General features: G+C 57.2%; 23 protein-coding genes and 1 pseudogene. 16 read left to right on the forward strand and 8 right to left on the reverse strand.

Annotated elements, in window-relative coordinates; all coding sequences use genetic code 11:
* Positions 1-33: 33 nt before the first annotated feature.
* Positions 34-762: a LytR/AlgR family response regulator transcription factor gene (locus K7H94_RS05710; protein WP_021508252.1), complete on the reverse strand. Its 729-nt coding sequence runs from the start codon at positions 760-762 to the stop codon at positions 34-36.
* Entirely contained in the window at positions 759-2,450 is a 1,692-nt protein-coding gene (locus K7H94_RS05715) for a sensor histidine kinase (RefSeq protein WP_276523021.1), read from the reverse strand. Before K7H94_RS05715 ends, K7H94_RS05710 begins: the two co-directional genes overlap by 4 nt.
* A 383-nt stretch (positions 2,451-2,833) precedes the next feature.
* Here K7H94_RS05715 and K7H94_RS05720 point away from each other — a divergent pair, with 383 nt between their 5' ends.
* Positions 2,834-3,358, forward strand: a complete 525-nt coding sequence (locus K7H94_RS05720; protein ID WP_031280018.1) for a GNAT family N-acetyltransferase — start codon at positions 2,834-2,836, stop codon at positions 3,356-3,358.
* A gap of 119 nt (positions 3,359-3,477) precedes the next feature.
* The gene (gene alaC, locus K7H94_RS05725) at positions 3,478-4,713 is read left to right on the forward strand and encodes an alanine transaminase (RefSeq protein WP_059012156.1); all 1,236 of its coding nucleotides are present in this window, start codon (positions 3,478-3,480) and stop codon (positions 4,711-4,713) included.
* A gap of 42 nt (positions 4,714-4,755) precedes the next feature.
* Here the strand turns inward: alaC and ypdK are convergent, their stop codons facing one another.
* The 3 genes and pseudogenes from ypdK to K7H94_RS05740 all read right to left on the reverse strand — a co-directional run bounded on the left by ypdK (position 4,756) and on the right by K7H94_RS05740 (position 7,663).
* Positions 4,756-4,827, reverse strand: coding sequence for a membrane protein YpdK (gene ypdK, locus K7H94_RS05730; RefSeq protein ID WP_006120362.1), 72 nt, complete (start codon positions 4,825-4,827; stop codon positions 4,756-4,758).
* A gap of 202 nt (positions 4,828-5,029) precedes the next feature.
* Positions 5,030-6,056, reverse strand: a pseudogene (locus tag K7H94_RS05735) (HlyD family secretion protein).
* Positions 6,057-6,061: 5 nt separating this feature from the next.
* Positions 6,062-7,663, reverse strand: coding sequence for an MFS transporter (locus K7H94_RS05740; protein WP_222951775.1), 1,602 nt, complete (start codon positions 7,661-7,663; stop codon positions 6,062-6,064).
* A 149-nt stretch (positions 7,664-7,812) separates the two neighbouring features.
* Here K7H94_RS05740 and K7H94_RS05745 point away from each other — a divergent pair, with 149 nt between their 5' ends.
* The 4 genes from K7H94_RS05745 to K7H94_RS05760 all read left to right on the forward strand — a co-directional run bounded on the left by K7H94_RS05745 (position 7,813) and on the right by K7H94_RS05760 (position 10,408).
* Positions 7,813-8,598, forward strand: coding sequence for an IclR family transcriptional regulator (locus K7H94_RS05745; RefSeq protein ID WP_021509102.1), 786 nt, complete (start codon positions 7,813-7,815; stop codon positions 8,596-8,598).
* A gap of 7 nt (positions 8,599-8,605) precedes the next feature.
* On the forward strand, positions 8,606-9,058 hold the full coding sequence (locus K7H94_RS05750) for a universal stress protein (protein ID WP_058758371.1): 453 nt from the start codon (positions 8,606-8,608) through the stop codon (positions 9,056-9,058).
* A gap of 9 nt (positions 9,059-9,067) precedes the next feature.
* Positions 9,068-9,871 (forward strand): hypothetical protein, encoded by an 804-nt coding sequence (locus tag K7H94_RS05755; RefSeq protein WP_058758372.1) that lies wholly within the window; start codon positions 9,068-9,070, stop codon positions 9,869-9,871.
* Positions 9,872-10,126: 255 nt separating this feature from the next.
* Positions 10,127-10,408, forward strand: coding sequence for a membrane lipoprotein lipid attachment site-containing protein (locus tag K7H94_RS05760; RefSeq protein WP_021509105.1), 282 nt, complete (start codon positions 10,127-10,129; stop codon positions 10,406-10,408).
* 73 nt (positions 10,409-10,481) lie between these two features.
* Here the strand turns inward: K7H94_RS05760 and K7H94_RS05765 are convergent, their stop codons facing one another.
* Positions 10,482-10,634, reverse strand: coding sequence for a hypothetical protein (locus K7H94_RS05765; protein ID WP_193750253.1), 153 nt, complete (start codon positions 10,632-10,634; stop codon positions 10,482-10,484).
* Positions 10,635-10,916: 282 nt separating this feature from the next.
* The gene (locus K7H94_RS05770; RefSeq protein ID WP_215800786.1) at positions 10,917-12,134 is read right to left on the reverse strand and encodes an L-lactate MFS transporter; all 1,218 of its coding nucleotides are present in this window, start codon (positions 12,132-12,134) and stop codon (positions 10,917-10,919) included.
* A 280-nt stretch (positions 12,135-12,414) separates the two neighbouring features.
* Between K7H94_RS05770 and K7H94_RS05775 the strand changes: the two genes are divergently transcribed.
* Positions 12,415-12,654, forward strand: coding sequence for a hypothetical protein (locus K7H94_RS05775; protein WP_021313687.1), 240 nt, complete (start codon positions 12,415-12,417; stop codon positions 12,652-12,654).
* 36 nt (positions 12,655-12,690) lie between these two features.
* Here the strand turns inward: K7H94_RS05775 and K7H94_RS05780 are convergent, their stop codons facing one another.
* The gene (locus K7H94_RS05780) at positions 12,691-13,590 is read right to left on the reverse strand and encodes a DMT family transporter (RefSeq protein ID WP_222951776.1); all 900 of its coding nucleotides are present in this window, start codon (positions 13,588-13,590) and stop codon (positions 12,691-12,693) included.
* A gap of 182 nt (positions 13,591-13,772) precedes the next feature.
* Between K7H94_RS05780 and K7H94_RS05785 the strand changes: the two genes are divergently transcribed.
* The 9 genes from K7H94_RS05785 (at position 13,773) to tssH (ending at position 24,920) form a co-directional block, all read left to right on the forward strand.
* On the forward strand, positions 13,773-14,636 hold the full coding sequence (locus K7H94_RS05785) for a helix-turn-helix domain-containing protein (protein ID WP_222951777.1): 864 nt from the start codon (positions 13,773-13,775) through the stop codon (positions 14,634-14,636).
* Positions 14,637-15,250: 614 nt separating this feature from the next.
* Positions 15,251-15,748, forward strand: a complete 498-nt coding sequence (tssB, locus tag K7H94_RS05790; protein ID WP_021509110.1) for a type VI secretion system contractile sheath small subunit — start codon at positions 15,251-15,253, stop codon at positions 15,746-15,748.
* A gap of 33 nt (positions 15,749-15,781) precedes the next feature.
* Positions 15,782-17,329: a type VI secretion system contractile sheath large subunit gene (gene tssC, locus K7H94_RS05795; RefSeq protein ID WP_222951778.1), complete on the forward strand. Its 1,548-nt coding sequence runs from the start codon at positions 15,782-15,784 to the stop codon at positions 17,327-17,329.
* A 17-nt stretch (positions 17,330-17,346) separates the two neighbouring features.
* Entirely contained in the window at positions 17,347-18,687 is a 1,341-nt protein-coding gene (gene tssK, locus K7H94_RS05800) for a type VI secretion system baseplate subunit TssK (protein ID WP_222951779.1), read from the forward strand.
* A complete protein-coding gene (tssL, locus tag K7H94_RS05805) occupies positions 18,684-19,373 on the forward strand; it encodes a type VI secretion system protein TssL, short form (RefSeq protein ID WP_021509113.1) in 690 nt (229 codons plus the stop codon). The genes tssK and tssL overlap by 4 nt, the downstream gene beginning before the upstream one ends.
* On the forward strand, positions 19,370-21,076 hold the full coding sequence (locus tag K7H94_RS05810) for an OmpA family protein (RefSeq protein WP_222951780.1): 1,707 nt from the start codon (positions 19,370-19,372) through the stop codon (positions 21,074-21,076). The genes tssL and K7H94_RS05810 overlap by 4 nt, the downstream gene beginning before the upstream one ends.
* A gap of 5 nt (positions 21,077-21,081) precedes the next feature.
* Positions 21,082-21,573: a type VI secretion system effector Hcp gene (hcp, locus tag K7H94_RS05815; protein ID WP_021509115.1), complete on the forward strand. Its 492-nt coding sequence runs from the start codon at positions 21,082-21,084 to the stop codon at positions 21,571-21,573.
* 234 nt (positions 21,574-21,807) lie between these two features.
* Positions 21,808-22,089, forward strand: coding sequence for a type II toxin-antitoxin system RelE/ParE family toxin (locus K7H94_RS05820; protein WP_072209960.1), 282 nt, complete (start codon positions 21,808-21,810; stop codon positions 22,087-22,089).
* Positions 22,090-22,262: 173 nt separating this feature from the next.
* On the forward strand, positions 22,263-24,920 hold the full coding sequence (gene tssH / locus K7H94_RS05825) for a type VI secretion system ATPase TssH (RefSeq protein ID WP_222951781.1): 2,658 nt from the start codon (positions 22,263-22,265) through the stop codon (positions 24,918-24,920).
* Positions 24,921-24,926 lie beyond the last annotated feature (6 nt).

Consider the following 24,926-nt stretch of genomic DNA (forward strand, 5'->3'; position numbering starts at 1 on the left):
TGACGGGCGAACGGCTTCCCGTGCCGTTCGCCTTCAAAGATGCATCAGCTGGCGAAACGCCTTTACCTTGCTGCGACTCACCGGCACCTGCGCATCCATATCGCGCAGCTTCACCAGATAGGTGTTGTTAAACCACGGTTCGATCTCGCCAATCTTGCTCAGATTCACGCAGTACGAACGGTGGCAGCGAAAGAACATCGACTCAGGCAAACGGCTGCAAAACTCGCTTATCGCCATCGACATCACATAGGCTTCGCGCCGCGTGTAGACAAACGTCAGCTTCTCATGCGCTTCAACGTAATAGATATCGTTAATATCGGTCACGATAATGCGCTCATCTTTAACTAAATTCACCGTTTGCGGCGCGCTGGCTGCCGGATTGTGCTGCTGCGCCTGCTGCTGTTGTGCACTGGCCTCCAGCTTGTTCAGCATGGTGATGATGCGCGACTCGTGATAAGGCTTGAGGATGTAGTCAAACGCCTGAAGTTCGAAGGCCTCGACCGCGTGCTCTTTCCACGCGGTGATAAACACAATTAGCGGCTTATGGATAAACTGGTTGATGTTCTGCGCCAGCAACATGCCGTCCAGCGACGGGATGTTGATATCGAGAAAAATCACGTCCACCCGATGAGTCTGCAGATACTTAAGCACTTCCAGCCCATCATCAAAGCAGGCTTCGATGCTGATCTGGCTATGCTGCTGGATCATCCAGCTTAGCTCCTGCTGCGCCAGGAATTCGTCTTCGACAATAATGGCTTTCACGCTGAGGTTTCCGCTAACGGGGTGAGCGGGCCGGACAGCCGCTGACCACTTTTGCTGAGGGTAAAGGCGATTTCCGTACCGGGCAGATGACGGGTGATGGTTAAGCCGTGGCCGGACAGCAGTTTCACCCGGTGATGCACATTCAGCAGGCCAATTTTGTTGCCCGGCATTTCGTTGCGCGCTACCCGGCTGACCACCTCTTCGCTGATGCCGGCACCGGTATCGCGCACCGCCACGCGCACGCGATCGCCCAGATCTTTCACGCTTAGCGTGACCACGCCTTTGCCGCGACAGGGCTGAATACCGTGCACGATGGCATTCTCCACCAGCGGCTGGATCAGCAGGCTGGGCAGCGAAAAGTGCAGATCCTCATCGATGTCGTAAATCATCGACAGCTTGTCGCCAAACCGCGCCTGTTCAATGGCGATGTAATCTTTCACCTGCCACAGCTCTTTTTTGATGTCGATGGGTTCATCGTCATTGAGCTCCAGGTTGTAACGCAGGTAGCGCGACAGATTAATCACCAGCTGGCGCGCCGTGTCCGGATTCAGGCGAATCGATGAGGAGATGGCATTCAGCGCGTTAAACAGGAAGTGCGGGTTGATTTTGCTTTGCAGCGCGCGAAGTTCCGCTTTATTGGCCATCTCGCGTAACTGCTCGGCACGCGAGACTTCCAGCTGCGTCGAGATGATTTGCGACAGACCGACCGCCATCTCTTTCAGTGAACCAGTAATACGATGGGCGCGGCGATAGTAGATTTTCAGCGTGCCGGTCACTTCCCCTTTTTCCCAAAGGGGAATCACCAGCATCGAGTGGATATCTTTGGTGCGGTGTGCCTCATCATTATTCTTAATGATAATTTTACCGCTGGCGATCGCCTGCGCGGTGGTCGGACTGATGCCGTCGTCGCCGTTGTGGTAGTTCTGCTCGCCATAGCCGACGTAAGCCAGAATCTGTTTGGTGTTAGTGATCGCCACCGCATCGGCATGGATGTCGCTGCGAATGATGGCGCACACTTTGCGCAGCGAGTCGCTATTAACCTGACGAAACAGCGGCAGGGTTTTGTTGGCAATCTCCAGCGCCAGCTTGGCCTGACGCGCGGCAATCGCCTCCTTTTCCCCTTCGACGCTCTGCACCAGCAGCACAATCAAACCAATGCTCGACGCGCCGAGAATCATCGGCAGCGCAATTTCCGACACGATGGTTAAACCAAGTGACATCGGTTTCGCCCACAGCACGATCAGCAGCATGGTCAGGCTTTCACACAGCATGCCGCCGAGGATGCCGGCGCGCCAGCGCTGCTCTTTGCTGACGAAGCGGTTGATGGCGCCGGCGGCGATACCGGCGACGATGCTGGTAATCAGACAGGGCACCGAGGTGATGCCGTCGATATCAATCAGGAAGCGGTGCACGCCGGCAATCACGCCGGTTGCAATGCCAACCCACGGCCCGAACAGAATGCCGCCCGCCATCACCGCAATCACCCGGACGTTGAGCAGTGAGCCGTCTACGTTGATGCCGGACCAGGTGCTGAACAGCGCAAACAGCGAGAAGATGGCGGTCACCACGGCTTTTTCGCCGATTGAATGTTCATCTTTTTGCAGTAGCTGACGAAATACGCGGGTGCGGGTCAGGAAGAACAGGCAGATCAGCATCAGCGCGGCGCGGTCAAACACCGCCAGCAGCATGTCGAAATGGGAAGGCACGGTGTTCTCCGGAGCAGGCAAGGTTGCGGACATGATAAAAAATGTGATCGCGATCCGCCAGCGTCCCGGTAAGCTGCAGACGTTTCTCATAGCCTGGATCAATTTTTAAGGTGCGCACTGCCGGTGCGCATCAATGCCAGCCCTGTAAAATGGGCCGCTGACACACCGTAGGGGCGCCATTTATGGCGACCAGATCCGCCCGTCACATCCGATCCTGAAGGGAAGCAAGGCAGATTATCCGCTATGAAACTGAAAAGAGGAAATCCTGAGTGCTAAAAAGAGGATTGCTGAAAGCGTGCAGCGGTCACTGGTTGTCACGGATGCGGTTTGCTATGTTGCCGTAAGCACAACAGCGGAGCGTGGCCATGCAATTACTCACCCCTCGTTTGTCCCTCAGCCGGTTACAGCCGGAAGACTGGCAGATTTTCAAAGCGGTACATGAAGACGCCGCGACCATGACCTGGGTGAGCGAGATCCCCGATGAAAACGACATCCGCCAGCGCTTTAACGAGCGGCTGGCACCGTGGCAACCCAGCAGTTTTCACATGCTGTGCCTGGTGGCGCGCCTGCGCGACAGCGGTGAAGCGATTGGCCTGTTTGGCTGTAGCGCCGAGTGGCATCCGTATCGTCAGGCCGAAGTGGGTTACATGCTGCGCCACGCCTGTACCGGTCAGGGCTACGGCAGCGAAGCGTTGCAGGCGTTGTGCACGTTCCTGCTGCAGGCCGACTTCCACAAACTCAAAGCGCTGGTGATTGAGGGCAACTGGCCGTCGCGGCGCATTCTGGAAAAGAACGGTTTCGCGCTGGAAGGCACGCTGCGCGATAATTACCGGCTCAACGGCCAGTGGGTAAACGATTGGGTGTTTGGGCGCTTAAACGAAGCAGGCTAAGAAAATTTGCCGTCCCCCCTCGACAATATTGTTATCAGCGCGTTATGTTCTTGTTTCGGTCACCGCAGTGACCAGCGTCGCTCGGACGGTCCGGGCGCTAACGTAATCCAGAGGACATCATGGCTGATAACAGCACACCCCGTCGTTTCTCGCGTATTGAACGTCTGCCCCCTTATGTATTTAACATCACGGCTGAATTGAAGATGGCTGCGCGCCGGCGCGGCGAAGACATCATCGATTTCTCCATGGGCAACCCGGATGGCGCGACACCGCCGCACATCGTGGAAAAGCTCTGTCAGGTGGCACAGCGTGAAGACACGCACGGCTACTCTACCTCCAAAGGGATTCCGCGCCTGCGCCGCGCCATTTCGCGCTGGTACGCCGAGCGTTATCAGGTGGATATCGATCCGGAATCCGAAGCCATCGTTACCATCGGCTCGAAAGAGGGCCTGGCGCACCTGATGCTGGCGACGCTCGATCACGGCGACACCGTGCTGGTGCCCAATCCCAGCTACCCGATTCACATCTACGGTGCGGTGATCGCCGGCGCGCAGGTGCGCTCGGTGCCGCTGGTCGCGGGCGTCGATTTCTTCAATGAGCTGGAACGCGCCATCCGCGAAAGTTACCCGAAACCGAAGATGATGATCCTCGGCTTTCCGTCCAACCCGACATCGCAGTGCGTGGAGCTGGACTTCTTCGAGCGCGTCATCGCGCTGGCGAAACAGTACAACGTGCTGGTCATCCACGATCTGGCCTACGCCGACATCACCTATGACGGCTGGAAAGCGCCGTCAATCATGCAGGTGCCGGGCGCGCGCGATGTGGCGGTGGAATTCTTTACCCTGTCAAAAAGCTACAACATGGCAGGCTGGCGCATCGGCTTTATGGTCGGCAACAAAGAGCTGGTGGCGGCACTGGCACGCATCAAAAGCTATCACGACTACGGCACCTTCACACCGCTGCAGGTGGCGGCGATTGCGGCACTGGAGGGCGATCAGCAGTGCGTGCGTGATATCGCCGAGCAGTATAAACGCCGGCGCGATGTACTGGTGAAAGGGCTGCATGAGGCAGGCTGGATGGTCGATCTGCCGAAAGCGTCCATGTACGTCTGGGCGAAAATCCCCGACCATTACGCGCATTTAGGCTCGCTTGAATTCGCCAAACGGCTGCTGCAGGAGGCGAAAGTGTGCGTCTCGCCGGGCATTGGCTTTGGTGACTACGGCGATACCCACGTGCGTTTTGCCCTGATTGAAAACAGCGATCGTATTCGTCAGGCGGTGCGTGGCATTAAAGCGATGTTCCGCGCCGACGGTATTTTGCCGGGAACGGTAAAAGCGGTGGAAGAAGCAGAGTAACTACAAATCGGGGCGACTGAGCGGTCGCCCCGGCTGGCGTCTTTACAGCATCAGCACGAAGGTGCCGACCCAAAGTAAGACGAAGAAAGAGATTCCCATCAAGGCGTATTTCACAAAACAACTCCTCTGAGCGGTTACAATGATGGCGATCCCAAACCAGCGTAACCCGAACAGAATAAGAGAAAGGTGGAGTTCATCATCGCTACACGCTTTCTACTCAGGTCGCTCCGGGCTGCCCCGAAACAGGATCGAGCGCTAATTTACGCGGAATCGATCCGAAAATAAATAGGTCACTTCTGAGAAGTTGCTCACATTTTCATCGGGTCTCAATCTGCGGAATCGCCGACATGCCGACACGTAATTGCGCCAGATCGCTCTGATGCGGATCCAGCACAATTTTCACCGGCAAACGCTGAACCACTTTAGTGTAGTTGCCGGTGGCGTTATCGGGGGCAATCGCGGAAAACGTGGCGCCGGTAGCGGGCGCGATACTGTCAACGTGACCGGTGAAGGTCTTGCCGGGCAATGCATCAATCTTCACTACCACTCTCTGGCCCGGGCGTACATCCGCCAGCTGCGTCTCCAGATAATTGGCAGTGATGTATGTCTGCTGCAGCGGCACCACGGCCAGCAGACGCGTACCCGCGCTGACCCAGGCTCCCACGCGCACCGAACGCTGACCCACCATGCCATCCACCGGCGCAATAATACGCGTGTAAGAGATTCAGCCCGGCCTGATCGACGCTGGCCTGCGCCGCCGCGACATCAGCCTCCGCCTGACGCAGCGCGGCCTCAAGCACCTTCACCTGCTGTTCGGCCGCCGCCAGCGCTGCTGCGCTCTGGCGCACCGTGGCGGCGGCGGAACGCTGGGTTGAGCTGGCTTTCTGCTGATCGTCAGCGGCTATGATGCCGCTCTTGTACAGCTGGTTGTAGCGCGCCGCGCTCTGCCCGGCATACTGCGCCGATGCCTGACTGGCGGCCAGCGTGGCGCGGGCCTCGGCAATGGTGGACTGCTGCTGGTCGAGCTGCGCCTGCGCGCTCAGCCGTTTGGCGTCGCTGACCTGCAGATTGGCCCGCGCGGTCTCCAGCGCCACGCGATAGTCGCGGTCGTCGAGCGTCGCCAGCACGTCGCCAGCCCGCACGCGCTGGTTATCCTGCACGTTTACGTGGGCGATATAGCCGGACACCTTTGGAGCCACCAGCGTGTAATCGGCATTCACCCAGGCATCATCAGTGCGATGGTCGTTACCGGTCATGGCTGACCACAGCCAGAACGCCATCGCCAGCAAAATCAGCAGCAGGGCGCTCAGCAGGATTGTTCGTTTCATAGCAAAAGCGTGCATAACAGTTATTCCGGAGTTTTGGTAACAGGTTGAATCAGGGTTTGCGGTGGCCAGACGCGTTTCGCCAGGCACAGCGTCAGCACTAACAGCCCGACAGCGAAAGCGATCAGCATCAGATACGCATCGCTCAGGCTCAGCACCATGGCCTGATGCTTCAGCAGGGTGGCGAAGCCGCTGAGATTGGCCGCGCTGCTGGCGCTGCCGTCGGCCAACAGCGGCAGGCTGCTGCTGGCCTGCTGGCTATCCGCTGCGGTCATCAGCCAGCTGCGACTGGCCGCCTGATCGACCAGCACGCTGGAGTGAAACTGCTCGCGATGGCTGATAAACCACTCCACCAGCGTGCTGGCGGCGATGCTGGCAAAGCCGCGTACGGTATTGAACATGGCGGAGGCGAACGGTCCTTCCGGCGGCGCGACCACACTGGTGGCGCTCATCAGCACCGGCAGAATCACCATCGGCTGACCAAACGCCTGCAAGATCTGCATCAGCCAGAAGTTTTGCCGCGCCCAGTCGGTGGTGATCTGCATGCCGAGCAGGCAGGCGGTCGCCAGCAGCAGCACACCGGCGATCAGCACCCAGCGGCAGTCAATCCAGCGGATATTCAGCAGGCTGGCGACCAGCGGTGCAATCAGCAACTGCGGCAGGCCGATGGTCAACGCCAGCGGCGCGAACTGTAGCGTGCGAAACCCCTCCACCTGACCAAAATAGGCCGACGGCAGCGCCGAACCGGACAGCGCCAGAATCAGTACACCCGCCAGCGCCAGCAAACCGTGCGACAAATTACGCCGACGCAGCATCTGCAACTTAAACAGCGGCAGCGGGTGAAACCATTCATTGATAAAGAACACAATCAGCAACGCCAGCGCGCTGAATAATAGGGCGACAAACAGCGGCGAGCTGAGCCAGTCGAGACGCTCACCCTGCGTCAGCGCCAGAATCAGCAGCGCCATGCCCGAGCAGCCGCTCAGCATGCCGAACAGGTCAATCTGTTTAAATCGCTCAGTGCGCAGCGGATCCTGCGGCAGACCCCAGCCGATCAGCAGCATGGCGATCAGCATGGCCGGCACCACCTGCCAGAACACAAACATCCAGCTGACGTCATCGGTCCAGAACGCCGCCAGCGACGCCGCCAGATTCGGGCCAAACGTGGCGGTGAGGGCGTAAGCACTCAGCCCATAAAGTTTGATCGGCGGTGGCAGAAAGCGCAGCGCCACCGTCATCAGCAGCGGCGGCAGGGCGCCGCCAAACAGTCCCTGCACCACGCGCAGCGCAATAAACAGCGGGGCCGTGGGCATAAAGGGCAGCAGAACACCGCACACCATGAAACCGGCCGACACCGCCAGCGCGAAGCGGCGCAGCGAAAAGGTGACGGCGAACCACGGTGCAATCATCATCGCGGCGACTTCCGCTGCCTGATAGGCCGAGATAATCCAGCTGCCGTCATCGTAGCTAATGCCGACTGCGGCACGGATATCGGCCAGCGCGATGTCGGTAACGCGATCGTTTAATCCGGAGGTCAGCGCGGCGATCAGCACCCCCACCAGCCCCAGCGCGAGGCGCAGGGTAAAAGGATGCGGTGCCGGTGCCGCGACGGGCTGGGCATTCATAGCAGGTGTCTCGTTATTAGTTGATGCAGTGTATTGCGATGTGATACAGCTCGCATCTTACATTTCGATATGGTGTATTGCAATGTGATACAGGGTGTAAAAGTGCGATCGTTCGCGCTAAAGTAGGGCAGGCCAAAAAGGAACGTATCATGGTAGAACCTCCCTCAAGCCGTGAGGATGAAAAAGCGGGTGGCATTCAGGTCATTGCGCGTGCGGCAAAAATTTTAAATGCGCTCGGTGAGCATCCGGGCGGCATGAGTCTGGGTGAAATTGCGCAGGTGGTCGATCTGCCGCGCTCGACGGTGCAGCGCATCGTGGCGGCGCTGGATAGCGCGCAGCTGGTGCGCAGCGGCGGGGCAGGCGGGCTGCGCCTCGGTCCGGCGTTGCTGAAGCTGATCTCCAGCGTGCACAGTGACGTGGTGGAAATTGTCCGGCCGTTCCTCGAACAACTCTCGGCGGAAATCAATGAAACGGTGTCGCTGGCGCGGGCCAGCGGGACGCAGCTGGCGATTGTCCATTACGTGGTGGCGACGCGTGAGCTGCGCGTGGTGCCCCACATCGGCCTGAATCTGCCGCTCTACAGCACGTCCGGTGGCCGGGCGCTGCTGGCGCTGGAGAGCGACGAAGATGTGCGGGTAATGGTCGGCGAAGCCTATGCGGAACTGACGGAAATGACGGTAAAAACGCTGCCGCAGTTGCTGACGCTGATTGCCGAAGTGCGCGCCAGCGGACTGGCTATCGATCGCGGCGAAACGCTGGAGGGCATTTCCACCATGGCGGTCGCGATTGATACGCTGTTCGGGCGCTTTTCGATCTCACTGCTGGTGCCGACGGCACGTTTTCACCGCCAGGAAGCGCATTACCGGACAGCGCTGATAAAGTGTAAAGAGGCGCTGATTCGCGAAATTGGCAAAATAACTGCTGCGGAAGGATAACCGACTGATGAAAACCTTGCTGATGGCCATTGATAACTCACCGGTGGCGGAAAAAGTGATCGCCCTGACCATTGAACAGGCGCTGGCGCAACAGGCGCAGGTCACCGTGCTGTGCTGTGTCGATCCGGCTTATTCGTCGTGCAATCAGCCGATTGAGATCGACGCCGGGGAAGACCCGGACGATTTTGTCGTGGCGCAGGATGAACAAAACACGGCTGAAATGGTGGTACGCCATGCGCTGGCACCGCTGCTGCGCGCTGGCATTGACGCACGCGGGCTGATTCTGGCCGGTGAAGCGGCGGAAACCATTGTGGCGCAGTCTGAGGCGTTGCACGCCAGTATGATTATAATGGGCCGTCGTCACCTGTCGCCGCTCAACCGCCTGCTGAAAGGCTCGGTAAGCGCAGCAGTGATTGAACGCGCCAGCTGTCCGGTTTTAATTGACGTTCGCAAGGATTAATGTCGCTCCATGTTCTCGCTTTTCCCGCTCACGCTGGCCGCTTTTGTGGTGCTGGCGATCATCATCGTGATACTGCTGCGCACTACCGCGCTGCGCGTCTGGCAGGGTGTCCTGCTGTTTTTGCTGCCTTTGCTGCTGGCCAATCTGCTGTGGTTTAGCTGGCTGCATCCGCGTCAGGAGCGCGAGGCGCTGGCGGCGCAAGTGGCTACCCAACTGAGCGACGCGCCGGGTTACCGCGTGCTGAAAGTGCAGGAGCCGGCGCTGTGGCAACTGCTCAATCGCGAGCTACAGCACAAGCTGGCAGAGGGCGTACCTGCGGAGCAGGCGCTGGGCGATATGCGCGGCTGGCTGATGGATTTGGTGAATCAGCGCATGGTGCGCGCCAGCGATGCGGCGATCATCAACTATATCCGCGTTTCGGTGCAGGAGATGCAGGCGCTGCAGCAGCAGGATACGCAGCGCTGCTTCCGTTTCCTCTATCCGCAGGTCAGCGGTGGCGTCAATCTGCAACAGGTGCTGTCGCCGGAGCTTAATCAGCGCGATGGTGAAGCGCTCGAGGCACTGCTGCAAAACAGTACCGGCGATGAGCTGGCGGTGGATCAGTCTCAGGCGCAGCGCGATCTGCAGCGTGTGGTGGAAAAGCTGTATGGCAAGTGGGGCGATAAGCTGCAGCAGCTGAATATGCCGGCGGATACGGCGGTAGATCGCGGCACGATGTGCGCGATGTCGATTGATCTTTACAGCGGAATTCTCGCATTGCCGGACAAACAAGCGGCCAATCTTTTGCGTAAGATGGTCAGCCTTACCGGATAACGGGCGAAAAAAAAGCCCGCTCAGCACGGGCATAAAGGTCACTTTCAGTATGTCTTTTTGTGGGTATCACCTGGTGTGGTGCAGACTTCGTGTTGTCTGAAGTCATTTTCTCACTGCTGGTGTGATAAGGAAAACCGTTTGGTTTTATTGATTTGATTGGCGAAAGCTTTGCATTAATCGGACATTTCGCGTCTTTTTCCTATAGAGGCGTGTGGCGTTGCCTTTTACACTGCAACGTCTGATGAGGACACCCTAATGAATAAAATGCTTATTAGCGCGTTAGCGCTTTTTATGCTGGCCGGTTGTAGTGTCAGCAAACCCGGGGGTTTTGAGCGCGTTGATGAAGATGCCCGTTCAAATACCGTACAGTATCGTTACGATCCACAGAAGCTGGATAAAGATGCGCTGGAACTTGATCTGGCGAATTACTGTAACCAGCGCGGCTTCGATAAAGTCGAATCGCTTCCGGCGCAGGACAGCAATTTGCCTGGCCTGAAGAAAGTCTGGTATCAATGTAATTACGCGGTGAAAAGCTAAAAAATAAGGGCGGGATTGATTCCCGCCCTTTCTTTATTCATTTTTTATTATGTGCTGTGTGTGCTTTGCCCAATTACCAGTGACGATAGCCGCCATGGCCGTGATGCCAGCCGCCGCCGTGCCCGTAGCCCCAGCCGGGACCGCGTCCATGGTCGTGCTCGATAATACACCCGCTTAGCATGGTCATCATCGCCACCACCGAAGCGACTTTTATTAACTTCTTCATGGAGAGTCCTCCTCTTTTCCAATGAGGCCAGATTAACCGGGAAAAGTGGAGTGAAGATGCAGTGAATGTAGAGTTATTTCCGTAATTATTACCAGATATGTCAATTAAAAGCTAAAAGTGACAGGGCGGGAAATAAACCAATCGGAATAAGCTGAATAGCGCCTGATAATAACCCGATTACTCTGAAATGCAAGGTTAAATAACAGTCACTCTCAACGCGTGATCAATTCTGTGGTTATCAGTAAAAAGCCTGCCGTGCATTTACACGGCAGGGTGGGTGAATTAATTATGCAGTACCGGCGCGACCAGGTTTTGACGATTTGGCAGACGGATACTGAGCGACAGCACCAGCGAGATCACCAGCAGCGTCATAATCAGACTGAAGGTCACGGTGAAACCGCCGAACACCGAAGCCACCAGCGAGCCAAGCACGCTACCGATGCCGAAGCCGAGATAGATCAGGCCGTAGTTTTTGGTCAGGTTGTTGAGGCCGAAGAAATCGCTGACCAGTGACGGGAAGACGGTGATGGTGCCGCCAAAGCTGAACGCCACGCAGGCCAGCGACAGGAAGAAGGTGGTTTCATTCATGTGGGTGAACAGCAGGATGCTCATGCCGCTCAGCGAAACCAGCTGTGCCAGCGAAATGACCCGGATGCGCGCCATTTTGTCCGACAGCACGCCGAGAATCAGTCGTCCGCTCAAATTGGCAATAGCAATTACCGTCACCGCATTGGCCGCCGTTTGCGTACTCAGGTGCACCAGACCTTCACCAATATCCTTCGCTACGCCAATCACATACAGACCGCTCATGCAGGCCGTCAGGAACATCAGCGCCAGCATCCAGTACTGCGGCAGGCGCACCGACTGCGCCAGCGTGAACTCCTGTGTGGCCTGCTGCTGACGTGAGCCGGCCTGCTGCAGCGGCGCATCGCGCATCATCAGGGCACCGGCAATAATCATCGTCATCGCCAGCACACCCCAAATCACAAAGGTATTTTCCAGCCCCTGAGTGCTGAGCAGCGCGCCACAGATGAATTTAAAGCCGAGACTGCCGAGGCCGTAAGCGCCGATCGAACAGGCCGAAATCAGCCCTTTGCGCTCCGGAAACCACTTCACGCAGTTAGAGAGCGTCATCAGATAGCCCGCGCCATCGGCCAGCCCGACCAGAATGCCGGCGCTCAGGTACAGCATCATCAGGTTGTCAGCATGGGCGGTCAGCCAGAAGCCAATCGCCATCAGAATGCCTGCACCGATAGTGACATTACGCACGCCAAAGCGCTCCTGCAGCTTGCCGGCCAGCGAGGAGGCAATCGCCAGGCCAAGACTGAGCAGACCAAAGGAAAAAGCCACCTGGCTGACCGGCGCATCCAGTTTCTGCGCCAGCTGGCCGTTAAACAGGCTCCAGGTATAAACCGAGCCGAGCGCGAACTGGGTAATGATGGTGCCTGCGAGGGTAAGGATACGGACACGCTGATGATTAGGGGTAATGGCTGTTGTCATTTTTCTCTCTCCCATCCGGGAATACGGAATCTGCAGCGATAATAAGCCTCACGCGGGCGCGGGTGGCGCGGACGGGCGTGAACGGAGCGGGAGACGGAATGAAATGCTGTGAAACCGGTATGAATGGCATTGCGCCTTTGCTTAAGCGCAGCGCGGATGTCGTCACATGAACAGGCATTGCGACAGGTGAGCATGTGTAACAGGGTGTTTTAAGCGCAGCATCTGCGCGGCAAAATGCAGGAACTTTGCCAGGCTTATAGTTCATTCAACAGGAGGAAATATGAAAGACCGGGCATATGAATCCGTATCCAGCGGGGATGAGGTTTGCTGCATCATCGGTCAGGCGGTTATCGAGTTAAGCGATGAACAGCAGCCTGTGACCAGGTCCACCCTGTCGCTGAAATTACTGGCGATGGCCGACCGCGACAGAGATGATGAACGCGTTCTGCTTTACTGGATTGCCAGAAAAGCCATTAACCAACCTCACCAGCTCAATATCGGCGTCGGGGGCTGGCGCTAGAGGAGTGACAGAGCGGGCGCTATGCCCGCTCTTGCTTCAGGCCAGACGTAACCGGCGATGAGCCGGCCAGCGCACGAACATCACCATATTCCCTGCCAGAATCATCACCAGCCCGACGATAGCATTGCTATGCCACTGATAGCCTTCATACAGCGTCGAAAGCGTCAGCGCCACCAGTGGAAACAGCAGGGTGCTGTAAGCCGCCTGGCTGGCACCGATGCGCCCCACCAGCGTGAAGTAGGCACCAAAGCCCAGCACCGAGCCAAACAAAGCCAGATAGCTCATCGCCCCCAGCCACTGCAGATTGAATGCCGGTGCCAGCGCGTCGCCATTCACCAGCGCCAGCACGGCCATGATCAGCGCACCGTACAGCATGGCGTAGCTGTTGGTGGTCAGCACGTCGCGCTGACGACGTTGATGGCGGGTAGAAATCATATTGCCGAAGGAGAAACCGAGCGTGCCCAGCGCGCTCAGTCCTACGCCCCACAGCAGCTGCGGCGCAACATGGGCTGACTGAATATCCTGCCAGAACAGCGCAACAATCCCGCCGAGGCCCAGCGCGGCGGCGGGCAGCAGGCGGAAAGGCGGGCGCTGGCGGAAAAAGATCCAGCTGTTGAGCGCGTTATACAGCACCGCCATCGAAAAAATCACCGACTCCAGTCCGGTGCTGATCATCGCCGCCGCATGATAAAAGCAGACAAAATTAAAGCCGAATACGCAGCTGCCCTGTAACAGACAAAACAGGTGATCACGCGCATCCAGCGTGCGCAGACGTTTCAGCAGCCGGAGAAGCACCAGCATAGTGACCGAGGCAAACAGGAAGCGCCAGAATACCGCCACCAGCACTGGCGTGTCGGCGGCCTGCTGCTGCAGAAAAATCGCAATCCAGGTGGTGCCCCAAATCAGCACCACCGCGAGGTATAACATCAGGTTCATCAGGCACTCTCCAGCGGAATCAGGCTCGCAGTGTGGCGCATACGCACCAGCACGGCTTGCATGGCTTTGCGCAGCACTTGCAAATTCTTGCGCTTTTTCCCGCCTGGTCCGGCATTGGCCTGTTTTCTGTCCGGTCAGTTGCGTAAACTACAGGACATCAATCCAGAGAGCGATGTCAGACCATGCCGGAATATCAGACGTTTACTATGCTTCAGCGTCACAAAGCGCAGCTGCGCGATAGCGTGCAGCTGAGCGGCGGCATTCGGCTGGCGGCATGGTTCAACAGTGGCGATCGCGTGACCAACCTCAGTGATCACCATACGCTTAGCCTTTATGTGGCTGACGGTTACGATACCTGGCACAAAACGCCGCACGGCTGGCGCAACGGCGGCGCGCCGGATCGCTTTTGCCTGATGCCGTCTGGCACCGAGTCGACCTGGGATCTGCGCGCGGATTTATCCTTCGTGCACCTCTACTGCACCGATGCGCATTTGCGTCATCTCGGCGAGCAGGTGTGGGATCGCAGCCCGGCGCAGCTTAACCTGCATGAGAAGATTTTTGCCGATGATGATCGCATCACCCAGCTGTATCGCCATTTTCTGCTGAGCGCCGACTGGCAGCAGCCGGCTAACCAGCTGATGCTGAGCAGCGCCTCAACACTGCTGATGACCCATCTGCTGCAGCGCTACAGTCAGGTAAAGTGGCAGCTGCCGCAGGTGCGCGGCGGACTGGCGCCGGCGGTATTGCGCCGCGTGCTGGCGCTGATCGATACGCAGCTGGATCAGCCGTTAACGCTGGCCCAACTGGCGGCAGAGGCGGCGCTCAGCGAATACCATTTTGCACGTATGTTCCGCAGCAGCACCGGCGAAGCGCCGCACCAGTATGTGATGCGCCGCCGTATGGAAGCCGCGCAGCAGTTGCTGCAATTCAGCACGCTGTCGCTCACTGAGATTGCCCTGCGCTGCGGTTTCCACTCCTCCAGCCATTTCAGCAACCGCTTCCGCCAGCTGCACGGCATGGCACCCTCGGCATGGCGTCAGCGCTGACGGGGCAGTTGGAGTGAATTTTGCGAGGAATAGATTACTGAATTAGCAGCGGCGCGATTGATCGCGTACGTCATTATGGCGTGAACCACGCTATCCTGATTGATTCCCTCTGGTCGCTCCCGAACGTTATTTATACGAAATTTCCCGCATGGGTGATGATTTATACGATTACATTGAACGGATGAAGCACGGGGCTTAGTTGCGCTCTGTTTTACCTGAAATCTTTACTGCATCACAGTACCGTCCTGTATGAAATTCCGCACTGCTGCTATCCGCAATTTTTATCTTTTTATGTCATTTTTTTCTTGAGGGAGTGATGGTTTTGGGCGGGTTTTTTATTTTGACCTGAATCAACAAATTCACGCTTTGTTAATATTAATCCACAACTTTATTTTTTATTGGCATTAATGTGCGGCCTTTAATGTCTTTGCCAGTTTTTTTAGCTGGTTTCTGGTGACAATGATCTGCCTTTTTTAGTGTTAATGGCTTGCTTGTGTCAATTTTGCAGCTTAAAGATCTGTGTATCTGCTTTTATGTCGATCATTGCTCTGTTGTTACCTCTAAAGTAGTATGGCGCGAAAAATGTGCGCTGAGATAAAAAGAGGGATGATGAAATGGCAGATAGTTTCCAGAATGAAGTGCCAAAGGCACGTATTAACTTAAAACTTGACCTGCATACCGGTGGCGCAAGCAAGAAAACCGAGCTTCCGCTGAAATTACTGGTGGCGGGCGACTTCAGTCATGGTCAGGCGTCCGCACCATTATCAGAGCGAACCAAAGTTAATCTGAATAAAAATAATTTTGACGCAGTGCTTTCCGAATATTCGCCCAAAGTCACGGTTGCCGTTAAAAATACGCTGGCCGATGACGGCAGCGAAGACAGCATCAGTCTGACTTTCCAGAGCATGAAAGATTTCTCTCCGGAACAGGTCTCCCGGCAAATACCTCAGCTGAAGGCCATGCTTTCCATGCGTAATTTACTGCGCGATTTAAAAGCCAACCTGCTGGATAACCAGGCCTTCCGAAAGGAGCTGGAAAAAATTCTGCTGGACCCCGCGTTAAGCGCAGAACTGCGCGCTGAGCTCTCAACCCTGGCACCAAAACAGCCATAACCATCACGATGATTTAACGGATTAATAAGGAAGATGCTGATGTCTGTAAATAATGAGAATGCGACGGGTGGCGAGAGCGTGGTGCTGGAACGTCCGGCAGCCGGTGGGGTGTATGCCACCCTGTTTGAAAAAATCAATCTTAACCCGGTTTCTGAGCTGAGCGCGCTGGATATCTGGCAGGATGCGCAGGCGATGTCGGATGCAACGGCGGATGAGCGTTTAACCGCCGGCATGCAGGTATTTCTGGAGTGCCTGAAAAAATCAGGCGCAAAAGTTGAAAAACTCGACAAAAACCTGATTGACCACCATATCGCCGCGCTGGATCACCAGATAAGTCGTCAGCTGGATGCGGTCATGCACAGCGAAGAGTTCCAGGCAGTGGAGAGCCTGTGGCGCGGCGTGAAATCGCTGGTTGATAAAACCGATTTCCGCCAGAACGTGAAAGTTGAACTGCTGGATATGTCTAAAGAAGACCTGCGTCAGGACTTCGAAGACAGCCCGGAAATTATCCAGAGCGGCCTGTATAAACACACCTACATTGATGAGTATGACACACCGGGCGGCGAGCCGATTGCGGCGCTGATTTCCGCTTATGAGTTTGATGCGTCTGCGCAGGATGTTGCCCTGCTGCGCAATATTTCAAAAGTGTCTGCTGCGGCGCATATGCCGTTTATCGGCTCTGCCAGCCCGCAATTCTTCCTCAAGGATTCAATGGAAGACGTAGCGGCCATCAAAGATATCGGTAACTATTTTGACCGCGCTGAATACATCAAGTGGAAATCCTTCCGCGAGACGGACGATTCGCGCTACATCGGTCTGGTGATGCCGCGCGTACTGGGGCGCCTGCCGTATGGCCCGGATACCGTTCCGGTGCGCAGTTTCAACTACGTTGAAGAAGTCAAAGGCCCGGATCACGACAAATACCTGTGGACCAACGCCTCGTTTGCCTTCGCATCCAACATGGTGCGCAGCTTCATTAACAATGGCTGGTGCGTGCAAATCCGTGGTCCACAGGCCGGTGGTGCGGTGCAGGATCTGCCGATTCATCTGTATGATCTGGGCACCGGTAATCAGGTGAAGATCCCGAGTGAGGTAATGATCCCGGAAACCCGCGAATTCGAGTTCGCCAATCTCGGTTTCATTCCGCTGTCCTACTACAAAAACCGCGACTACAGCTGCTTCTTCTCAGCCAACTCCACCCAGAAACCTGCGCTGTATGACACTGCGGACGCCACCGCCAACAGCCGCATTAACGCCCGTCTGCCGTATATCTTCCTGCTGTCGCGTATCGCGCATTATCTAAAGCTGATTCAGCGTGAAAACATCGGCACCACCAAGGATCGGCGTCTGCTGGAACTGGAGTTAAACACCTGGGTGCGCAGTCTGGTGACCGAAATGACCGATCCGGGCGATGAACTGCAGGCTTCTCACCCGCTGCGTGACGCGAAGGTGGTAGTGGAAGATATCGACGACAACCCGGGTTTCTTCCGCGTCAGGCTGTACGCCATCCCACACTTCCAGGTAGAGGGCATGGACGTCAACCTGTCACTGGTTTCCCAGATGCCGAAGGCGAAATCGTAAGCGAAGGCAGGAAGCCAATGAAAACGGAACAACCGTTATGGGGCAGGGGCGTTATGGTCTCTCCCCAGCACTTCCAGCAACAGGTCGCCTATGCGGCCTGGTCTGCGGAATGCATCGCCCGGCTGGGCCTCTGCCATCCCTGGGGGATGATTGCGGCCACCTTCGAACCTGATGCACTGAAGCTGGGCCGCCTGCAGGCCCGTCATCTGCACATCCGTTTCCCCGATGGCACGCTTATCGACACCGATAACGCCGATGACCTGCCACCGGTGCTGATGCTTGAGGACGAATCACAGGACGTGGTGGTGGTGCTGGCGCTTCCGCTGCTGCGGGCAAATGGCGGCAACTGCCTTAAACCCGATGAAGTGGCCGAGCGCCCTGTGCGTTATCGCCAGCGCTGGCGGGATGTCCGCAACACCTTTGGCGACGATACCCGGCAGATTGCTGTGATGCAGCCAGAGCTGACGCTGCGTTTTGCACATCAGAACAACAGTGATTATCTGACCTGTCCGGTCGCCCGTCTGCAGCAGGATTCCCAGGGCAGCTGGGCACTCGATGAAACCTGGCTTCCGCCACTGCTGGCTCTGCAGGGCAGCCGCTGGCTGGTAACCCAGCTGGAACAATTGATGACGCAACTGCGTGCCCGTCTGAGTCGACTGATGTCCATGCGGCGTGAAAGTAACGAGCGCATGGCCGACTTTGCCGTGGCTGATGTGTCGTTGTTCTGGCTGCTCAATGCCCTGAACAGCGCAGAACCGGTGCTCGGCCAGTTTCAGCGTAACCTGCAAAGCCCACCGGAGCGTTTGTACCCGGAACTGGTGCGGCTTGCGGGCAGCCTGCTGACTTTCTCGCTGGAACATCAGGTGAGTGCTATTCCGGTCTGGCAGCATGAACAGCTGAATAGCGTCTTCCCGCCGCTGTTCGACTTACTGGGCGATCTGCTGGAAGCCAGCCTGCCGTCGCGGGTGGTGGCGATTGAGCTTGAGCACGATGCCCGGCTACACGTCTGGCAGGCCCGTCTGCATGACTCCCGTCTGCGCGAAGGGGCGGATTACTACCTTTCCGTGCGTTCACCGATGCCGGTGGCACAACTGCAGGAGCAGTTCCCGCGCCAGTGCAAGATCGGCAGTCCCGATCATGTCAGGAGTATCGTCAATTCCTCACGGGTGGGCGTGCCGCTGACGCCACTGCGCCATGTGCCGGCAGCCATTCCGCTGCGTCTGGAAAACCAGTATTTCAGCCTTGATGTCTCGCATCCTCTGGCCAGTGAAATGCTTCAGAGTGGCACCTGTATGTTTTACGTTCCGGGCATGCTCGGCGAGCCTGAACTTGAACTTTTTGCGGTACTGAGAACATGAGTGAGCCTAAACGCAGTACTGCTGCGCCCATTGATATTGATGCTCTGCTGCAGGATACCTGGCTGCAGGTCATCAGCCTGCGTCACGGTCCGACGTTTCAGGATGGAGAAGGGCGCACGTTGTGGGAGCGTTGCATTGCCGATGTCGAACGTGTGCAGCGTGAGCTGAAAGCGAGCGAACTCGATGAAGTCAGCTGTCAGCATATTCTCACCGCACAGTGTGCGCTGCTTGATGAGGCGGTCAAAGGTCGTGGTGTGGAGGATGACGCCTGCGTGCAGTGGTATGACATTCCCCTGCAGGGGCACTTCCTCGGCACCATGGATGCCGGTGATACGCTGTGCGATCGCATGCGTGATGTGCTACGTGAACCGGCGCCTGACCAGGCTGTTATGACCTGCTTTCAGCGGGTCATGATGCTGGGGTTCCTCGGCAGTTTTCGCTCTCTTAACGATCCGGAGCGCCAGAAACTCGTCAACGCGCTCAGTGAACATGTCACGCCGTTCAGCTATCCACCAACCCATCCGGTTCTGGCGGAAAGCCGTACGGGACGAGAAATGGGCGGCTGGCTGGCGTCATGGCCCGTGCGTATTGGCCTGAGCGTGGTGCTGGTGGCTGCGCTGTGGTGGGGACTGAGCCACTGGCTGGATCAGATGCTGGTGACCCTGCTGCCGGGAGCTGTGAAATGAGTCCTGCACAGCAGCGCGGGCTTGCGCTGTGGGCCGCCCTGCTGAGTGCCGTGGTTTGCCTGAGTTTCCTGCCGGTATCGCGACTGGTTTCGGTGCTCTTTCTGCTTGCCGTGCTGGGGCTTATCCTGGCGTTGTGGATTGTCGCCAGGCGTCGTGCGGAACATGACGTCGACCTGCGTCTGGATGACCTCCCGGAAGCCACTTACCGTCAGCCTGTGGTGCTGGTCTGTGGGGATCTGCCGCTGGCATGTATGCAGCAGTCACCGGTGCTTACTGTGACACAAGGATGCTGGATCCGCGTGGAGGAACATCAGGATCTGCAACAGGTTGCCCGTCAGATACTGGGGTTGCGTCCTGACTGGGGCCGACAGCTGTCGGTGATGGTCAGCGTCTGTCCGCAAAAACACGCCGACAGCGAGCGGCTTACCCGTCGTCTGCTGGCGCTACGCTGGCAAATCAGCCAGCTGCGTAAAGAAACCGGGCATTCTGTGCCGCTGGTTCTGAATGGTCAGGTTGGCAGTGCGATGACCAATGATCTGCTCTGGCAGGCGGCTATCCCTGGGGAAGGGGTGAGGGTCTGGCGTGCGTCTTCAGCGCCGGGCTCAGTCGCTGCATGGGTCACCACCGGTGGCGCGCCTGCGATGCAGCAACAGGTGCTGATGAACAGCCTGATGAGCTGGTTCCGGTTGCACGTTAAAGCGGTCTTCATTGATGAGAGCCCTGATGTTCCGGTCATTGCACCGGTTGCGGTGCTGTGGGGATTGGGACCGATCCTGGCCGGAAGTCTGGCCACCTCGGTATGGACGGCATGGCTGTCCCGTCATACTGCGATGCAACAGGTAGCGGGCTGGCAGCCGGTGGGAACGGACAGTACGGTTATTGCCGCGTTGCCGGATTTTATCCTGCCGCTGCTGCCGGAAGGGCGAGGCATGACGCCGCGTGGGCAAGCCTTCCGTTATGCGCTCGCGATTTTCACGCTGGCGGCCATGGCTGCACTGCTCAGCAGTGGCTGGAACAATCGCCAGTTGCTGCAGCGTGTCAGCTTCGATATTGCCCACTATGAACGCATCCCGATGCAGGATTTCGCACCCAAAGCCGACGCTGTTGCTGTCCTGCGTGACGATGCGGCCGGGCTGGATGACCAGGCGCGCAATGGCGTACCGATGCGGATGGGCCTTGGTCTGTATCAGGGCGAGCGTCTGCGAATGCCTGTGCTGGATGCGATCCGTTCGTATGTGCCCCCGCCACCGCCGCCAAAACCGCAGCCGAAACCGGTGCCGAAAATTGTCCGCCTCGACAGCATGTCGCTGTTCGATTCCGGCAAATCCACGCTGAAAGCCGGGTCCACCAAAATGCTGGTGAACTCACTGGTCGGCATTAAAGCGAAGCCGGGCTGGCTGATTGTGGTCGCCGGCCACACCGATAATACCGGTAACCCGCAACTGAACCAGACGCTCTCTCTGAAACGTGCCGAAGCGGTGCGTGACTGGATGCGTGACACCGGTGATGTACCGGAAAGCTGTTTTGCGGTGCAGGGCTATGGCGAAAGCCGCCCAGTCGCAACCAATGACACGACGGATGGGCGTGCGCTTAACCGTCGCGTCGAAATCAGTCTGGTACCGCAGGCTGATGCCTGCCAGATACCGGGCAACCCCCAGACGTCATCGCAGGATGATGACGTATCACAACACAACGGAGAGTAATTCCCATGGCAATTCCTGTTTATCTGTGGCTGAAAGACGATGGCGGCGCGGACATTAAAGGTTCCGTAGACGTTAAGGACCGTGAAGGCAGCATCGAAGTTGTCGCTCAGGATCACAATATCTACATTCCGACCGACAACAACACGGGCAAACTGACCGGCACCCGTATCCACACGCCGTTTATGTTCACCAAGGAAATCGACTCGTCCAGTCCGTATCTGTACAAGGCAGTGACCACTGGCCAGACCCTGAAATCAGCAGAGTTCAAGTGGTACAAAATCAATGACGCCGGTCAGGAAGTCGAATACTTCAACACCAGACTCGAGAATGTGAAGGTGGTGAAAGTGAATCCATTGATGCATGACGTTAAGAATCCTTCTTACGAAAAGCACAATCACCTCGAACAGCTTGAACTGCGTTACGAAAAAATCACCTGGACCTACAAAGATGGAAACATCATTCATTCCGATAGCTGGAACGAACGTGCCACCGCGTAATGACCTGCCGTGCCAGGTGCTGCAGGGTTGTTGTTTAGAGTAACGCCTGATGCGGATGGGGAAACCTGTCCGCAGCTTTTAGCAAAGCCCCTTTGTGCTGAGGGGACAGTTAAAAAGTGAACATCCAAAAATCTGGCCTAATGCGCTTAGGCTTCCTTACTAAACGGAAAAGCGATGGGCGGTAGCGTGCCTGAATGAATCAGGCTTATTTCTGAGACATAAAAGGAGAAAATTATGCCATTTACTTTTGATGATTCAGCTGCCAGGCAGCGCTGGGAAAGAGGAAAATCAATCAGTGTGCCGTCTGCCGGAATGCGGAAATATCACGACTGGCGTAGATATATTCTGACCGGCCGTTCTCCGTCAGATGCTGCAAGACTTGCAGGAGATATGAATTATGAAAAATTGAAGGGCAACAGTAACCTCTATTCTGTCCGGCTTACACAGCAGGACAGGGTTTTATTCTCGGTGGCAGGAATGTCCATAACGATCCTGGAAATTGGTGGCCATTATTAGACCCGGCCCAAATCAAAAAACACACCATTTAATCGTCGCGTTTCAGATGCTGTAACCCTGCCTGAAAGGACATGAATTGTGTGCGGTGAGGCTCTTCCGGTTGGGGATATCTGTAACCGATAGTCCCCATACGGTAAAACCCGATAGTGCGCGTCAGAATGGAGAAAGTCTTTATGGATCATCACGCATCAACCTTATTACGCCGCCTTAACCCTTACTGTGCTCGCGCACTGGAAGCCGCCGCCTCCCTGTGTCAGACCCGCGCCCATGCGGAAATTTTGCCGGAGCACTGGCTGCTGAAGCTGCTCGAACAGGGGGAAGGTGACCTGACGGTACTGGCACGCCGCTATGAGTGGGATATGGATATGCTATGGCAGGATTTGCTTGCCTGGCTGGATAAACTGCCGCGTTCAGTCCGTCAGCGTCCGCAATTGTCTGACACTCTTCAGACGCTGATGCAGGAAGCCTGGCTGATTGCTTCTCTTAACGGTGAGGAACAGATCCGCAGCGTCCATCTGCTGATGGCGCTGGTTGATAAACAGAAACTGGTGCGCTGTGACGGGCTGTGGCCGCTGCTGACGCTGGGCCACAGTCAGCTGGAGCGTCTGCGTCCGCTGCTTGATGGGCAGTCGGAGGAACGCCCGGAACGGCAACAGGCAGCGGAACTCGCGCAGAGTCATGGTGGTGAGGTGGAATTTGTCGGGCGCCCGGTCGGCGCGGCCATAAAGGACGGCGAACTCAATCCGGCGCTGCAGAACGCACTCGATAAATTCACGCTCGACGTTACCGCCAAAGCCAGAGAAGGCAAAATCGACCCGGTTTTTGGGCGCGATACGGAGATCCGCCAGATGGTGGATATTCTCTCGCGTCGTCGCAAAAACAACCCGATTCTGGTCGGCGAACCGGGCGTCGGTAAAACCGCGCTGGTGGAAGGACTGGCGCTGCGTATAGCCGAGGGCAACGTGCCGGAAAGCCTGAAGCCGGTTATTCTGCGCACCCTCGACCTTGGTCTGTTGCAGGCGGGCGCAGGCGTGAAGGGCGAATTTGAACAGCGCCTGAAAAACGTTATTGATGCAGTGCAGCAGTCCCCGGTACCGATTCTGCTGTTTATCGATGAAGCGCACACCATTATTGGCGCCGGCAACCAGGCCGGCGGAGCCGATGCCGCCAACCTGCTGAAACCGGCACTGGCGCGTGGCGAACTGCGTACCATCGCCGCCACTACCTGGTCCGAATACAAGCAATACTTCGAACGTGATGCCGCGCTGGAGCGCCGCTTTCAGATGGTAAAAGTGGACGAGCCGGACGACGAGACCGCCTGCCTGATGCTGCGCGGCCTGAAAGCCCGCTACGCCGAACACCACAACGTGCATATCACTGATGATGCAGTACGCGCAGCCGTCACGCTGTCCCGCCGCTATCTGACGGGCCGCCAGCTGCCGGACAAGGCGGTTGATTTGCTGGATACCGCCGCCGCACGTGTGCGGATGAGTCTCGACACGGTGCCAGAACAAATTGTGCGCCTGAAAGCAAAACTGACCGCGCTGGCACTGGAAGCGCAGGCGCTGCGGGAAGATATCGCCGCCGGCAGCAACCGTCACGATGACCGCCTGGGTGCCATTGAGCAGCAGCGGACTGAACTGGAGACGCGCATCAAAGAGCAGGAAGCGCGTTTTAGCCACGAAAAAGCGCTGGCACAGCAACTGATGACCAGGCGCAAGGACATTAGCCAGCAGGCTGACGTTGCCGACCTGCAACAGCAGCTTGAACAGGCGCAGCAGGGCGATGTGCTGGTTCAGGTGGATGTGGACACCCGCACCGTCGCGAATGTAATCGCCGACTGGACCGGCGTGCCGCTGTCCTCGCTGATGAAAGACGAGCAAACCGAACTGCTGACGCTGGAAAAGGAAATCGGCCAGCGTGTGGTCGGGCAGGACGTGGCGCTGACCGCCATCGCCCGGCGCCTGCGCGCGGCGAAGACCGGGCTGACGTCAGAGAACGGCCCGCAGGGCGTGTTCCTGCTGGTCGGCCCGAGTGGCGTCGGTAAGACCAAAACCGCGCTGGCGCTGGCGGACGTGCTGTACGGCGGTGAAAAATCGCTGATTACCATCAACCTGTCCGAGTACCAGGAGCCGCACACTGTTTCCCAGCTGAAAGGCTCACCGCCGGGTTACGTGGGTTACGGTCAGGGCGGCATTCTCACCGAAGCGGTACGCAAGCGCCCGTACAGCGTGGTACTGCTCGATGAGGTGGAAAAGGCGCACCGCGACGTCATGAACCTGTTCTACCAGGTGTTTGATCGCGGCTTTATGCGCGACGGCGAAGGCCGGGAAATTGACTTTCGCAATACCGTTATCCTGATGACCTCCAACCTCGGCAGCGACCATCTGATGCAGCTGCTCAGCGAACGGCCGGATGCCACCGAAGGCGATTTACACGAACTGCTGCGCCCGATATTGCGCGACCACTTCCAGCCGGCGCTGCTGGCCCGTTTCCAGACGGTGATTTATCGCCCGCTGGCTGAGGCCGCCATGCGCACCATCGTGGAAATGAAGCTGTCACAGGTCAGCAAACGCTTACATCGTCACTACGGTTTGACCACGCAGATTGATGAGAGCCTGTATGACGCCCTGACCGCCGCCTGCCTGCTGCCGGATACCGGCGCACGCAACGTCGACAGCCTGCTCAATCAGCAGATTCTGCCGGTGCTGAGTCAGCAGCTGCTGAGACACATGGCCGCCAGACAGAAACCACAGTCGCTATGCCTGAGCTGGAGCGAGGAAGAGGGGATCGTGCTGGAGTTTGATCGGACTGAAGGAGATAACGCTTGAACACCC

It is taken from the genome of Pantoea dispersa, assembly GCF_019890955.1.
Lineage (GTDB): Bacteria > Pseudomonadota > Gammaproteobacteria > Enterobacterales > Enterobacteriaceae > Pantoea > Pantoea dispersa.